The organism is Xenorhabdus innexi (genome assembly GCF_002632485.1).
Taxonomy (GTDB): domain Bacteria; phylum Pseudomonadota; class Gammaproteobacteria; order Enterobacterales; family Enterobacteriaceae; genus Xenorhabdus; species Xenorhabdus innexi.
The window spans coordinates 1-14,164 of record NZ_NIBU01000072.1; the positions used below are offsets into that span (position 1 = coordinate 1).

General features: G+C 36.9%; 14 protein-coding genes and 2 pseudogenes. 14 read left to right on the plus strand and 2 right to left on the minus strand.

What is annotated here, in order from left to right; translation table 11 throughout:
• From Xinn_RS17635 to Xinn_RS23560, 13 genes and pseudogenes are all read left to right on the plus strand, one after another.
• A pseudogene (locus Xinn_RS17635) lies at nt 1-265 on the plus strand (conjugal transfer protein TraG N-terminal domain-containing protein); the annotation flags it as partial.
• A 682-nt stretch (nt 266-947) separates the two neighbouring features.
• Nucleotides 948-1,634: a thioesterase II family protein gene (locus Xinn_RS17640; RefSeq protein WP_169923606.1), complete on the plus strand. Its 687-nt coding sequence runs from the start codon at nt 948-950 to the stop codon at nt 1,632-1,634.
• Nucleotides 1,635-1,662: 28 nt separating this feature from the next.
• Complete coding sequence (locus Xinn_RS17645; protein WP_086955724.1) at nt 1,663-2,520, plus strand: AvrD family protein; 858 nt, start codon at nt 1,663-1,665, stop codon at nt 2,518-2,520.
• 7 nt (nt 2,521-2,527) lie between these two features.
• Complete coding sequence (locus Xinn_RS17650) at nt 2,528-3,541, plus strand: beta-ketoacyl-ACP synthase III (RefSeq protein ID WP_086955725.1); 1,014 nt, start codon at nt 2,528-2,530, stop codon at nt 3,539-3,541.
• A gap of 16 nt (nt 3,542-3,557) precedes the next feature.
• Nucleotides 3,558-3,803, plus strand: coding sequence for an acyl carrier protein (locus tag Xinn_RS17655; RefSeq protein ID WP_086955727.1), 246 nt, complete (start codon nt 3,558-3,560; stop codon nt 3,801-3,803).
• A gap of 8 nt (nt 3,804-3,811) precedes the next feature.
• Nucleotides 3,812-4,384 (plus strand): histidine phosphatase family protein, encoded by a 573-nt coding sequence (locus Xinn_RS17660; protein ID WP_186435665.1) that lies wholly within the window; start codon nt 3,812-3,814, stop codon nt 4,382-4,384.
• 3 nt (nt 4,385-4,387) lie between these two features.
• Nucleotides 4,388-4,663, plus strand: coding sequence for a putative quinol monooxygenase (locus Xinn_RS23555; RefSeq protein ID WP_086955730.1), 276 nt, complete (start codon nt 4,388-4,390; stop codon nt 4,661-4,663).
• Nucleotides 4,664-4,684: 21 nt separating this feature from the next.
• The gene (locus tag Xinn_RS17670; protein WP_169923608.1) at nt 4,685-6,139 is read left to right on the plus strand and encodes an MFS transporter; all 1,455 of its coding nucleotides are present in this window, start codon (nt 4,685-4,687) and stop codon (nt 6,137-6,139) included.
• Nucleotides 6,126-7,664 carry an FAD-dependent oxidoreductase gene (locus Xinn_RS17675; protein ID WP_086955735.1) on the plus strand — a complete coding sequence of 513 codons (1,539 nt, stop codon included), beginning with the start codon at nt 6,126-6,128 and terminating at the stop codon, nt 7,662-7,664. Before Xinn_RS17670 ends, Xinn_RS17675 begins: the two co-directional genes overlap by 14 nt.
• Before the next feature lie 11 nt (nt 7,665-7,675).
• Nucleotides 7,676-8,221, plus strand: coding sequence for a carboxymuconolactone decarboxylase family protein (locus Xinn_RS17680; RefSeq protein WP_086955737.1), 546 nt, complete (start codon nt 7,676-7,678; stop codon nt 8,219-8,221).
• Nucleotides 8,175-9,206 carry an aldo/keto reductase gene (locus Xinn_RS17685; protein ID WP_339373512.1) on the plus strand — a complete coding sequence of 344 codons (1,032 nt, stop codon included), beginning with the start codon at nt 8,175-8,177 and terminating at the stop codon, nt 9,204-9,206. The genes Xinn_RS17680 and Xinn_RS17685 overlap by 47 nt, the downstream gene beginning before the upstream one ends.
• Nucleotides 9,207-9,226: 20 nt before the next feature.
• Nucleotides 9,227-10,186, plus strand: a complete 960-nt coding sequence (locus tag Xinn_RS17690) for an oxidoreductase (protein ID WP_086955739.1) — start codon at nt 9,227-9,229, stop codon at nt 10,184-10,186.
• 157 nt (nt 10,187-10,343) lie between these two features.
• A pseudogene (locus Xinn_RS23560) lies at nt 10,344-10,526 on the plus strand (IS5/IS1182 family transposase); the annotation flags it as partial.
• 246 nt (nt 10,527-10,772) lie between these two features.
• Here the strand turns inward: Xinn_RS23560 and Xinn_RS23210 are convergent.
• Nucleotides 10,773-10,904 (minus strand): hypothetical protein, encoded by a 132-nt coding sequence (locus Xinn_RS23210; RefSeq protein ID WP_280176151.1) that lies wholly within the window; start codon nt 10,902-10,904, stop codon nt 10,773-10,775.
• A 446-nt stretch (nt 10,905-11,350) separates the two neighbouring features.
• Here Xinn_RS23210 and Xinn_RS17695 point away from each other — a divergent pair, with 446 nt between their 5' ends.
• Nucleotides 11,351-12,268, plus strand: a complete 918-nt coding sequence (locus tag Xinn_RS17695; protein ID WP_086955741.1) for an integrase domain-containing protein — start codon at nt 11,351-11,353, stop codon at nt 12,266-12,268.
• Nucleotides 12,269-13,146: 878 nt separating this feature from the next.
• On the opposite strand, the gene Xinn_RS17700 is transcribed toward Xinn_RS17695, so the two are convergent.
• On the minus strand, nt 13,147-13,947 hold the full coding sequence (locus tag Xinn_RS17700; RefSeq protein ID WP_099137717.1) for an ATP-binding cassette domain-containing protein: 801 nt from the start codon (nt 13,945-13,947) through the stop codon (nt 13,147-13,149).
• Nucleotides 13,948-14,164: the final 217 nt, after the last annotated feature.

Here is a 14,164-nt window from a genome sequence, read left to right on the forward strand (position 1 = left end):
GCTGGATGCCCTGTATGGCTCAGACACCCACAGTCTGTTTAATCTGGCGGGCATGCAGAACACCTCGGATGATTTAATCATGGGACTGGTGACGGGGACGCTGTTTATTGTGCTGCCGATGGTCTGGCTGGGCGCACTGGCCTGGGCCGGCGTGCGGATGGGTGATGTGGGGGGCATGATGAGTCAGGGCGTGGGGCAGGTCCGGCAATCCGCTGGCATGTTCGGTCAGATGGTGATGCAGAAGATGATGTCGAAAGGGAAATAGTTAAACTGAAATTTAAAATTTAAGGGATATTTTTTATCTCTTGCTGAGTCAATTACTGGTGCGTATTACTTGATCTCTTTCATGGTAATACACAACTGGTAATGTCCGTTTTGTACTTTCATATCAGACTGTTATTTTGAGGGACTGAAAATATATCATAATTTGACTTACTTCTAAATACTCGCCAGTTGCATTTATTGTATTATTCTAGCATTAAACATATGGGTATTCATAAATTATAATCGGGATCACATATGCTAATATGCATTACTTTATATTTAATTGAATTTAAATGAGTTGTAATGAAATTTATCTAATATCAATTAAATGCTATATCGCATGTTATTTAAAATAAACATGGTCATACATTATTGGAATTAATATGCATCTAGCTGATCTTATCGGGAAAATTTACCTTAAAATTTTAATTTTTGTATGTTTGTGAAAATTATTTATTTTTTTCATCATGATACCACATTGGGTAAAGGTGTTTTTTTCTATAATACATAATTTTTTTTACATTATATGTAAACATAAACTCAATATATTTGTGCTTTTTGTTGACGTGTGTGTCTATTGAATGTCATGATTTGTGTCAAGGTATATTAATACGTTAGCGAATGGATTATTAGATATTTCTTTCTAATATCGTATGGTTATAGTTGTTATAATAGGATTTATCATGAGTGAACAGAATATATTAGTCTGTTTTCCATACGCAGGTGGAAATAAAGACTCCTTTGATATTGTTAAAAAACATTTATCTAAAGGAGTGCGAATTATTTCTATGAACTACTCAAGTAGCGCATTTTTGTTGATGTCAAAAAACTCTACCACCTTTTTTAAGGTTTTTTTGGAAAAAATTGAAGCACAGCTCAAAGCACAGCTCAAAGAGTTTGAGGAAAAAATAACTTTTTTTGGCCACAGTATTGGAGCTATCATTGCCTACGAATTGGCAATATTATGCGGTAATCGACTAAATATTCATAAGTTAGTTGTATCTGCATGTAAGCCTCCTGAATTATTAGTTAAATCTACGATATTTAGTTCAGGAGATAATGCATTCGAAAACATTGTTCGTTTAGGGGGATTGCCTACAGTAGTTTTAAACAATCCAACCAGATTGAAGAAAGAAAAATACAAAATTATCAGTGATCTCAGAATATTAAGTTACTATGATCGAGTAATTTACCCTAGGATTAATTGCGAAATTCATGCACTATCAGCAAAAAAAGATTTTTTGGCTTCAGAAGATGATATGAAACTTTGGAGTAACTACACAAATAAAAAATTCAGAGAAAATACCTTTGATGGTGATCATTTTTATTTCAGGGAAAAATCACAAGAAGTAGCGAAAATCATTTCGTAATAATGAGCTAAAGTAAGAAGGTTATCCCATGAAAAAACTGATCAATGCTGATTCTTATTTAGGATCGTCAAAAACTCGTTTCTTTAGTTCTGGTTATAAGAAAGTTGATTATGAGATAAAAGATGAAGTTATCATTGATAATGAATATAGCTCTATGCTGACACTAATTTATCCTGATGACTGGTCTATTAAAAATAAAAAAAATCTTAACCCTCACTTAAGCAGTGTGGACGTGATATTAATGTCTGCTTATGCAAGTGGAAAATTACTTAATCAATTTGGAAATTGTTATTATAAAATAACTTCCATGATGATCTTCGCATCGCATAAACCTGTTAAAAAACTGGCAGACATTCCAATTAAATTTGATCTGGATTATTGTGAAGAGGAAGGTGTGATTTATTTACAGGGAAAAATTGGAAATATGAAATCTCAACTTGAAATTGAGAAGGGAGAATATAATGATATATTACTAACTCCTTTTTTTAGTCGTAGGGAATTTAAAAATTCAAATCATGAAATAAAGGATATTTTATTAGAGGGGAAATGCAAAAGTAAATCTTTAGTAGTCAAGACTATTTTTGGGAGAAAAACCGATTATATTGATTATATAGATGCTTTCGTTTCAAGTTTACAGATTGGACAAATTCTTCTGTATGAATTAGATGGTATTACTAGGGAAGAATCTAATAATCTCTGGATGCGTAACATAAAATTAAATGAAACTGATGCATATAATCACAAAAATTCTGGAACACTGGAAGTAACTTTGGAGAATACAAATTTGATATCCAAAGGAAACTATAAGTGGAGAAGTGCTGACATTGTTGCGAACCTTAATAATATTCAGGTTAGATGCTCTGTCGCACATCAACTAAATCATTGAGGCAGTTATGGCAGTAAAAATTGTTGGATTAGGCGCATCACTACCTAAAAATCAAGTTTCAAATAAAGGCATTTCAGAGTATTTGGATACCGATGATGAATGGATAACAACAAGGACAGGAATAAAAAACAGATTTCATGCAACTGAAGGCGAGCATACAAGTCATTTGGCTTTTAAAGCGGGTAAAGCTGCATTATCTAGTATGAATCTTGAAAATAATTTTGATATTGATACGTTAATTGTGGCTACTTCAACACCGGACAGGTTATGCCCAGCTACGGCTCCTAAAGTTGCAACAATGCTAGGATTAGGAAAAATTAGGGCATTCGATATAAATGCAGTTTGCACTGGTTTTGTATATGGGCTTGAACTAGCCGAGTCATTTATAAGATCTGGAAAATCTAAAAGATTAATGCTTATTGGTGCAGATGTTTTTACTACAATTCTGGATAAAAGTGATAGAGCCACCTACCCGTTATTTGGTGATGGTGCGGGAGCTGTGATTCTTGAACAAGGAGATGAAGAAAATATCCTTTCCACTTATACAGGAAGTGACGGTGAGTATGAAAATCTGATTACCATATTAAATGGTGGAAGTGAATCTAAGCTTTCAGGGAACAAAGAAAAAATTTCAACATCTTCATATTTCAAAATGGAAGGTAAAGAGGTTTTTTTGAAAGCTATTTCGTATATGAAGAATTCTGTTCAAAGAGTTTTGGCACTCAGTAATACTAATAAAAATGAAATAGATTATATTGTTCCACATCAGGCAAATAAGAGAATAATAGATACATTAACTAAGTTATTTGATTTGAAAGAAACACAAGCTTTAATGAGTCTTGAAGAATTCGGAAATACCTCAGCTGCATCGATACCACTTACACTAGCTGTCTATGCCAGAAATAATACAATAAAACCTGGTCATAAAATTGTTATTACTGCATTTGGTGGAGGGATTACATGGGGAGCCGCTGTTATTAAATGGCCTAATTCTGTATTTAAATCCATGGTTTTGAACTGACTAAATGGAGTGAAATATGAAAACTATTATTTTTGAACGTATTAAGTCTCTTCTTATAGGTAAGTACTATGTTTCAGTTGACAACGTGACTCAAGATGCTATTTACGAAGACCTTGAATTGGATTCTTTAACTTTGTTAGAAATTTCAGTAATACTAGAAAAAGAATTTAATCTTATAATTCCCGATGGGATTCTGTCCTCAGAAATGTCTATTGATGAATCGATAGATACAATTTTGAATAATAATGTTAATGTAACATGATTTATTTGATGAGGCATGGAAATACCAGTTACAACTTGATGGGAAGAGTGTTAGGGCAAACTGATATTCCCTTATGTGAAACTGGTATCAAAAATGTGAGCAGTATTGCGCCTAAAATGAGAGGTTTTGGTATTAGATTTATTTATTGCTCAAATTATATTAGAGCAATTCAAACGGCTAATATCATATCTTCAGTTATTGGGGTAAATGTAACGATGCGTGAAAATCTAAAAGAACGCCATCTGGGTATTCTTGACGGGAAGTATAAAGATAGTATCCGTTGGTGTGGCTTTATTAAAAAGCTGGGAGAAAGGAATTTCACGCCTGAACATGGTGAAAGTGTTGATAATTGCTTGGAGAGATTCTCTGGAGAGATGAAAAGGATAGTTAATTTTCATTTAGATGAAGAGGATGTTCTTGTGATATCCCACGGAGGAATTATTTCTCTTTTTATGCAATATGTGTTGCATGTTAACAATAAATTTTCCTTTCTTGATAATTGTACATTCCATATTTTAGATACGGATGGAAAAGGAGGTTTTCATGTGGTTAAGTTAAATGTTAATTTAATTTTGAGGTAAAATGTGAGTATTAATATAGTTGTTTTTATTAAACCAAATGCATCTGTATTCAGGTCTTTTGGGGAAAAATTATCTATTCTTTGTGAGATAACTTTACAGGAAGAGGGTTGCGATGTTTTTGATTTCTATACCTTCGAAGATAAATATGTTCTCATAGAACGTTGGGAGTCTCAGAAATACATTGATCTTCATATGAATAAAGACTACACCCTTAGTTTTATTGATCAAACCAGAGATTCTGTAATTAGTACGGAAGTTTTTCGATTAAATTATTTTTAGTAAATGTTTTTAGAGATCAATATGACCAAGGTTAAATTTAATAAAACAGATATACATATTTTACTGACTGTATGTTTGTCAATGTTTATAATTCCACTGACAATTACATCCTCCAGTATATTAAACGTATCTTTGATGAAACATTATTCCCTTACCTATCAGGAAGCACAATGGTTCATTAATATTTTTATGGTCATGTATGGAGCATTCCTGCCAGTTACCGGCTCTCTTTCTGATTTTGTAGGGCGGAAAAATATTTTTCTATTTGGACTGTTTTTTTTCTCTGTAGGTTTCCTATTGGGTGGCATAGTTGATAGCTATGGGTATATTTTACTCTTCAGAGCAATTTGTGGCATAGCTGCCGCAGCAGTAACAACATCTGCTACTTCATTATTGGCTTCACATATTTATGAGGCTAAAAGGGAAAAAGCATTCTCGATCTTTGGTGTTTTTTTAGGGTTAGGTATGATTGCTGGTCCTTTAGTTGCCTCTGGATTTAATTATATCCAGAGTGGATGGACTATTTTCAGTATTATTGCTGCATTAATTTTATTATTACTTTTTATTTCATTAATCTATGTTAGAGATAAAACTAGATATGTATATTCTAAATTTGACTGGCTTGGCGGAATAGTTCTGACTCTTTTTCTTCTTTCAACCGTATCACTTATATCATTCTTACCTGTATGGTCAATGACTGACAGAAAAACAATATCCCTAATTGTTGTATCCCTAGTATGTGTCCTAGCTCTGTGCCGAATTGAAAAAATAGCTAAAAATCCTGTTTTAGACTTGGCTATTTTCAAAAATAGGACTTTTTCATCCATGAGCATAACAACATTGCTTCTTGGCTTCGGATATATAAGTATCATGTTCTATTTTCCGTATTATTTAAAGGTTACTACTGGTTTCACAAATTTTCAGGTAGGCGTAGTTATGACTGTTGCAACTTTGCCTTCTTTCATGTTTCCACCAATCATTACTAAATTCAGAAGTTTATTTAATGATGGTTGTTTATTAAAAGCTACATTGGCTCTTCTAATTGTATCTCCATTATACCTAAGTGATGTTATTGGCAGTAAAGAAATATTATCTTACTGTGCTGCTATGTTCCTATTAGGTAGTTCTTTCGGAATATCGTTGTCGTACCTTGATGGTGTTGCAGTTAACTCTGTCGAAGCTTATCAGTCAGGATTGGCTGCGGGGACTTTTAACACATTTCGAATTGGTGGGGAGTCAATTTCAATCCCATTAGTGTCTACTGTGATTACGTTATTAAATAATAAAATGTCAGGTGGGAGGGGGGCATATATAATTATGAATAATCGCTTTATCAACGGAGTAGGAAGTAAGCTAACAGCCTCGACATCAATTGCCTTGCTTGTGATATCTGCTATTTGCTTAATTTTTTCAGTATTAGTATTAACCCTTTATTACACAAGCAAGAAGCGGAGCCAACTTCATGAAAATCATTAGGAATGATAATCCGGTATTGATTGTGGGGGCCGGTCCGGTAGGAATGTTGACAGCCCTTGAACTTTCTTTATTTGGTATTGAAACAAGAATTATATCTAAACATCCTCGATATTCACCTCATTCTAAAGCTACAATTATCTGGCCTCGCGTGTTGGAGATATTATCACGGACAGGAGTCTCAAATAGAATTATTGAGACGGGACATTACTTCGATCAAATGAATTATTATTCTAATAAGAAAATGATTGGTAATATCAGGTTTGATAGGCTGAAATACACTAATTATCGCTATGGAATTACCATACCTCAGTGGAAAACAGAGAGAATATTAGAAGATAGGCTCAATGAAAGTGGAGTATTCATTGAATATGGTTGTGAATTTATAGATGGATATAATGATAACGATGTAGTCAATGTTACCTTACAAGATAATGTTGGCCATATATATCATGAGTCATATCCGTGGGTAATTGGTGCTGATGGATATTCAAGCCGAGTCAGGGAGTGTCTTGGATTTGGTTTTGATGGATATCAGATGGAAACTAGACTTGCTATTACTGATGCTGAACTTGTAAGTGAGTCAACCAGCCGCGAAGTCGGTTATTACCTCCATCGTTCAGGTAACATGGTTTTAGCACCAATTGGTGATGGGTTATTCCGTGTAGGGGCTAGTGTTCCTACTAATTACACGGGAGAAATTAATCGTCAATTTTTCAATAAACTGCTCAATGACAGAGTCCCGGGTAATAAGACTTTAGGGCATATGAATTTCTGCGGTATTTTTAATGCCCATGTAAGATCTGCTTCTTCTTACCGGTCTCAAAATGTTTTCCTCGTTGGTGATGCGGCTCACGTTATGAGTCCATCTGGTGCTCAAGGGATGAATAGTGGTTTTCAGGATGCAGTAAATCTGAGCTGGAAATTGGCTGGTGTTATACGTAATGAGTATGATTCGTCTCTCTTGGAGAGCTATTCAACTGAACGAATGAATGGGATTAAACGCACATCAAAATTATCTACATTTCTTGCAAATGTAAGTTTGTATAAGAAGCTTCCAGCAATCTTTACTCGTGATTTTGCGTTCAGAATTGTATCAAGAACTGGCATCGTAGATAGATTTATTACACCCAGAATTGCACAGATCGATATTCCTCATGGAGAGTTGTCTGAAGGAATAACGAAACTTGAGTCAGGAAGACGAATACCTCTTGAATGGAATAAGAGTACACTTTCACCACATTTAAGCCTCACTAAGCATACAATTTTTTTCTGGCCGGGTAATCATTATATCTATTCAGAGTGGGTGAAATATTTTAATTCAGCCACAAAGACTGTTATCGGTGCGAATCTCGTTAATTTGAGTGGGAAAGTCTTGGGATTCATCAAAGACCTTCTACCCGCTAATTCTGTTTGTATCATCGTCAGACCGGATGGATTTATCTCTGATCTAGTTGATATTAATGGTATTTCATCAAATGAGGTTTTCAATATCCTCAACAAAAAGATTAACCAACAACCTGTATAAAGGAGAAAAGAATGAGTAATACATTAGTCAAACTCACTGAAGTTCAGGATATGACACAAGAACAGCTCAGTGTATATGAGAAATTTCCTTCAAACTTGACTCGAAGTTTGCTTTTAACCAAGTGTTCTGCCGGATCTCATCTTGCATTAGGAGCTGCTCTGACAAAAGGATATCTGAATGACTATGAGCGTGAAATTATTGTTATGCGTGTTGCCAAACTGGTTAATAGCGAGTTTGAGCGAATTATTCATTATCCACTTGCTATTAAGGCAGGCCTGACAGAACAGGAAATTAATGATATTGAGGATGGAAACTATGAGGCGATGGATCCACGGAGAAAGGCTATGGTGAAATACATCACAGAGTGCATTCTAGCGGGAAAAGCTTCAGCATCATCATTTCGCAATTTGAATGAATTCTATTCACAAGGTGAAATTGCCGATGCTACTCATCTCGCAGGACATTGTTGGATGACTGCTATGTATTTGGCAAGTCTCGATATACCACTTGATGAAAAAGAAACTTCGTGGTCTAGACTTGCCGAGCTTAATGATTGAGGAAAAGCAATTGCAATACTGTCAATTAGGAAAATCAGAGCTAATTGTATCCAGGCTTGCTCTGGGATGTATGTCTTTCGGCGATTCAGCTAAGGGGGCACATACTTGGACTCTGGACTATATCCAAAGTGAGAAAATTATTACTCAGTCATTAGAATTAGGTATAAATTTTTTTGATACTGCTAATGTTTATTCGCTTGGTTCAAGTGAAGAAATCTTGGGAGCATGTTTGAAGAAACATGCTAAACGTGAGGATGTGGTTATAGCCACAAAAGTTTATGAAAAAATGATTGATTCTCCTTTATCTGGAGGATTATCACGCAAAGAAATATTTACTCAAATTGATGCCAGTTTAAAACGGCTTCAAACTGATTATGTTGATCTTTATATCATTCATCGATGGGACGATAACACGCCTATTGAAGAGACTATGCTGGCTTTATATGATTTGATTCAGTCAGGTAAAGTTCGATATATCGGTGCTTCGTCAATGAGAACTTGGCAATTTATCAAAGCGCAATTTGTCGCCAAAATGAACGGTTGGAGTCAGTTTATCAGTATGCAAAATCATTACAACCTCATCAATCGAGAAGAAGAAAGAGAAATGCTTCCTTATTGTGTTTCTGAAGGAATTGGTGTTACACCATGGAGTCCATTGGCCAGAGGTAAACTAGCAAGTCATACAGATACTATTCGTTCGCAAACAGACAAAGTATTGTCATGGTTATACGAGTCAGCAAAGCAGAGTGACGAGAAAATCATTTCTGTTCTAAATGAAATTGCAGTCAGTAAAGAGTGTAAGCCCGCACATGTAGCTTTAGCCTGGTTACTATCTAAACCATCAATCGCTTCACCAATCGTTGGAGTGACATCGACTGAACAAATTATAGACAATGCTCGTTGTATGAATATCGCTCTTAGCAATGATGAAGTTGCTGCGCTGGAAGAATTTTATACTCCGCATACGAGAGCCGAATTATCTTAAAATAGTTATTGGGGGGATCTATGAGAATCCAAAAACCGATCAATTCAGGATTTAATGCGTCATCAACAGCCTCAGATGTACTTAAAGGTATTGATATTAAAGGCAAGAAAGCGCTTATCACTGGTGGACATTCTGGACTGGGATATGAGGCTACTAAAGCGTTGTCAGAAGCAGGTGTCCATGTAGTCGTAGGGGCAAGAGATATAGGAATTGCTTCTGATGCCTTAAGCGAACTGACTAATATTACTATTCTTCCTTTGGATCTTTCGGATATAAGTTCTGTCAGTACATTTGCAGTTTATGTTCATGCAAATAGGCATGTCTTTGATTATGTGATTTGTAATGCTGGTATCATGGCTTCTCCAGAAAAGCGCGTTGGGCCCGGATGGGAATCTCAATTTGCAACAAATCATATTGGTCATTATGTACTAGTGAATCTCATATGGGACCAGATTCGATCTGGAGGGAGAGTAATATGCGTTTCATCTGCTGGACATCATAATTCTCCAATCAGATGGGATGATATTCAGTTTATCCGTGGTTATGACAAATGGGTAGCATACGCACAATCTAAAACCGCTAACATACTTTTTGCATTCCAACTGGATAACTATGGGAAAAATAGAAATATTAGAGCATTTTCTTTACATCCGGGAAAAATCTTTACCCCACTCCAGCGGCATCTATCTTATGAAGAGATGGCGAATGAGGGATGGATGGATAAGGATGGTAATCCTATTGATCCAACCTTTAAATCTCCAGCGCAAGGAGCTGCAACTGAAGTATGGGCAGCAACAAGCCCGGCCTTGAATGGATTGGGGGGACTTTATTGTGAAGATTGTGACATTATCGGGCTAGCATCAGATTATAAAGACCCCTTTATCGGTGTTTGTGAATATGCAATTGATCCATCGGAAGCTTTAAAATTGTGGAACTTCACTGCTAATCTCACAGGTATAAATACATTTGCAGCAAAATAACTAACTCACAAAAAGTTTGGTGAATAACTCCCCTATCATCCGATTTTATGATTGCAGATAAAGACTACAGCAGCGAAGCCTTCAGAAAGGCCATCAAAAAAAGAGGGACAACCCCCTGTTATTCTATATTGAAAAAATAGTCAGAAATCAAAAAAACAGAAAAACAGAAAAACAGATAGACAAATAGTTATACCGTTATCGACATCTAGTAGTGCATACGTTTGCCAAGATTGAACATTTTCTTGCGATAGTAACGAGATACAATAAATTAGAACGAAATTATGTCAGTATATTGGCACTGGTATTTATCATTGTCTGGCTGCCCATGTGGGTTGATTGATTTATGAACACTAAACATCAACACATCCTAGTATTCAATTGCTGTAGACTGAAAAAAGCGATAACCTAAACCCGATTACTCGCCATCACTGATGGTACATAGCCGCTAAATCGGTTATAAAACTCCCGTAGCCTGCAAGGGAGAGCATTACCATGCGGTACATCTGTGCACTTTTGGAAGCAGATATCGTCAGACAACAATCCTCCGTCCGGCGATGAAAGTTATCCGGTGTGATCCACAACCGGCTTACCACGCAATACGGGCAGTATCTGCTTTGCCTCGTTCTGAAAAATATTCACCTGCGTTTTGAGCAACTTTCGATAAACGTCCTGAATCCTGTACAACCGTTAGGTAACAGGAACAGAAGCCATTAAGCATTTCAGCGTCCACGGTGGTGCGGCGTCACTTGGGTAAAAGCGCAGCGATTACCAAGTGACGCCGCTAAGCGGCCAACGTCCAGAGCACGTCCGGCCTATCTTTACGACCCGTTTGATCCCCGTATTACTCACAGTCACCCGATATTACGGGTCTTTTTCTGTCTGCATCGACTTGTTTCGTTTGTTTTTTAACCCACTGCCTGACAACAGGCTGATACCGAAAAAAGGAGAAATTACCCACGTCACGATAATGAGGCGTTCATCCTGACTGAATCAGGCCCTGAACGGGGAGCATGTCATCGCTGTGCTGAGCACGTCGCGAGCTCCTGCAAAAACTCAACATAACTTCGCCTTGCTACACATTGTCTGACGCACCACGGAACGGTGAACCTGAACCGGCACGCAGGGACTTGTTTAAAAATAAATAAATCAAAAGGAGATGCGAGGATGGCGCAGAAATCGGCACGTTCTAAAATTGAACGGTTCAGAAAAGAATTTATTACCCATGCCCGACACGCGGGCGGGAGTTTTGCGACAGTTGCAAATCGTGAGCGGATTGCCCGGCAGTTTCTTCATTTTCTGAAAGACAAGGGCATTAAGCTCCGGCAGATGGACAGCCTCAAAACAAAATATATCAAGCACTATATTGCACAGCGAAAGGCCGAGCATATCAGCCACCGGACCCTGCAAAATGAAATGGCGGCCCTGCGGACCATTTTAGCGCAAGCCGGGAAACACAAGCTGGCAGCAGCCGATAATCCGCGATTGAGCAACCGGGCACAGGGGATTGCCAATACGGATCGTCGGGGAACAAAAATGGCATTAACCCCGGCAGAATTTCAGGCGGCTTTTCAGCAGGTCGAGCAAAGAGATCGGAGCGTAGCAGCGGTAATGCAGCTGGCGTATGTATTGGGGTTACGTACCAAAGAAGCGGTGGAAGCCTACAAATCTTTAGGCACCTGGAAAAAAGCGCTGGAAAACGGTCATACGTCGGTACGGGTGGTGTTTGGCACCAAAGGCGGGCGGGCGAGGCAGACGGTCATACTGGATCGGCAAGCCTTGCAACACGCTATTGCCTATGCCGAGCGCGAACAAGCAGAACGCAGTGGCAGATTGATTGATAAACCCACGGTTCACCAGGCGATAGACCGTTACCGTTACGTGGTCAGGCGTGCCGGACTGGTGGGTAAGCAAGCGCCACACAGCATGCGCTACCATTTTGCCCAGCAATCCGGGGCACATTACACCGCACAGGGTTTCAGTGAGCGGGAAGCGCTGGCACTGGTGTCAATGGATTTAGGGCACGGTGATGGACGGGGGCGTTATATCCGGCAGGTATATTACCTTAATATTGAGGATGAATAATGCTGTATTGTATTAATTCACACTAGATCTAATACGTTCACTGATCTGAACTAATAGCGCATAATTGACTGTCACACTCAGGGTGAGAGCGTGAAAGGTTATATTTTGAACGGGTTGGGCAAATAAAACACTGGTCGATACTTTAACAAGACCGAATTGAGTAATCTTTACCCTTTCTTTGATTTCATTGTATACAAATTAAGCTCAAAAAACGTTCTCGCTCTCGCCCTGCTGTCACACTCAATCAAATTTCACGACAGAATACCATCAGAGTAAGTTGCGACTATTAGAAATAGCTGCTCCGATCTGTGAAGACAATGGCAAGTATTATTGTATTTAGCTGGATAAAAAAGTATGGATAGAAGGCAATTAGTGATGCGACAGATCCTTGTAATATCAAGTAGTTTCCATTGACTTTGAGCATCTTGAGTATTCTGGAGAATACTGCTGAGACTTCGAGAAAGTATCCAATTTTTCTTGAACAGAATAAATAAAAATTCCCAAATAGCGTGTGTGCTGGTCAACCAACAATCGAGTTATGACGCTTGATGGGTAACCTTTTATGTAGCAAAAGTCCATAATTTGATGTAATTACTAATAGGTAGTACCGACTCTCTGTGAACTTGGTAATCCGATCAGTCTACCGAGACTGTTGAATTAATGAGGACAGAGAGTACGGATTTTCATCAGGACTTATTGAAGTCGAACATATGTTTGTGACTACGTTTTCAGAAAAACTCATCCACCCATTTAAATTAAGTTGGCGTCCATATATCGAGTTAATTAATCTGTTGTTTTTTGAGGTTTCCTTCAAATAAAGTTTATTTTTAGAATGACCCATTGTTGTAAAACGGATATGATTTTCAATTTCACATATGTTATAATTTAATGATTTTGTTTGCTGACTCAATAGTTTCTTTTCTATGAGCCACCATGACTTTTGTAATGTTTAACATTTTAAGATTAGATGAAATAATCTTTTCATTTTCAACATCAAGATGGCTAGTTGCTTCATCTAAAAATAAAATTTTAGGGTTTTTATATAATGCTCTTGCTAAACATAGTCTTTGTTTTTGTCCGCCAGATAAAGTGGTTCCCATATCCCCAACTAATGTTTCGTATTTCATTGGCATTCTTATTATATCATCATGTATTGCTGAGATTTTTGTGCAATTAATGATTTTTTCCATATCTGGATTCTCATCGAAAAAGGTTATGTTGTCAATAATTGAACCGGAAAATAATATATCATCTTGAGCAACATAACCTATATGTTTCCTAATATTATTAATATGGGATTCATGAACTACAGAATCTCCTATTATTACTTTTCCATCAGTAGGTTGGATGTTGCCCATCATCAAATTTAATAATGTTGACTTACCACATCCAGAAGGACCTGTTATTACAACAGAATCTCCTGAACGAATATTGAAAGATAAGTTTTCCATTAAATAAGGAGCATTATCTTTATATTTAAATGAAAGGTTTTTAATCTCTATATTATTTGAATCTATCTCTTTTTTGCTACAAAAAACATCGGATTTAACTTCTGTTTCATTCAAAACAATATCTGATAACCTATCAAGATGAATACCTAGCATTTTTAAAGAAATAAATTGATCTATAAGAGAAATAACTCTGGATTCGAACTGGCTCTTATATGCTAGGTATGACATCAAAATACCAATTGTAAATATACTTTCAAATATAAGTGATGTTCCTATATATATTACTCATAGACAGGATCTTAAGAATTAAGCCTTTCAAAACACGCATCCAATGTTTTGTTTTTACATGATTTTCTTTGTGGTGTTTTGAACGCGTTCTGGCATAAATATTCTTGTGCTTTTTCCAGCCAAAAATACGTTTCCGACCACGCCTTTTGGAGCAGGT

Coding starts and splice junctions, on each gene's coding strand:
- Xinn_RS17670 (WP_169923608.1), top strand. CDS start 4,685: ATGACCAAGGTTAAATTTAATAAAACAGATATACATATTTTACTGACT.
- Xinn_RS17655 (WP_086955727.1), top strand. CDS start 3,558: ATGAAAACTATTATTTTTGAACGTATTAAGTCTCTTCTTATAGGTAAG.
- Xinn_RS17645 (WP_086955724.1), top strand. CDS start 1,663: ATGAAAAAACTGATCAATGCTGATTCTTATTTAGGATCGTCAAAAACT.
- Xinn_RS17680 (WP_086955737.1), top strand. CDS start 7,676: ATGAGTAATACATTAGTCAAACTCACTGAAGTTCAGGATATGACACAA.
- Xinn_RS17685 (WP_339373512.1), top strand. CDS start 8,175: ATGAAAAAGAAACTTCGTGGTCTAGACTTGCCGAGCTTAATGATTGAG.
- Xinn_RS23210 (WP_280176151.1), bottom strand. CDS start 10,904: ATGCTTAATGGCTTCTGTTCCTGTTACCTAACGGTTGTACAGGATTCA.
- Xinn_RS17690 (WP_086955739.1), top strand. CDS start 9,227: ATGAGAATCCAAAAACCGATCAATTCAGGATTTAATGCGTCATCAACA.
- Xinn_RS17675 (WP_086955735.1), top strand. CDS start 6,126: ATGAAAATCATTAGGAATGATAATCCGGTATTGATTGTGGGGGCCGGT.
- Xinn_RS17650 (WP_086955725.1), top strand. CDS start 2,528: ATGGCAGTAAAAATTGTTGGATTAGGCGCATCACTACCTAAAAATCAA.
- Xinn_RS17640 (WP_169923606.1), top strand. CDS start 948: ATGAGTGAACAGAATATATTAGTCTGTTTTCCATACGCAGGTGGAAAT.
- Xinn_RS17660 (WP_186435665.1), top strand. CDS start 3,812: ATGAGGCATGGAAATACCAGTTACAACTTGATGGGAAGAGTGTTAGGG.
- Xinn_RS17700 (WP_099137717.1), bottom strand. CDS start 13,947: ATGTCATACCTAGCATATAAGAGCCAGTTCGAATCCAGAGTTATTTCT.
- Xinn_RS17695 (WP_086955741.1), top strand. CDS start 11,351: ATGGCGCAGAAATCGGCACGTTCTAAAATTGAACGGTTCAGAAAAGAA.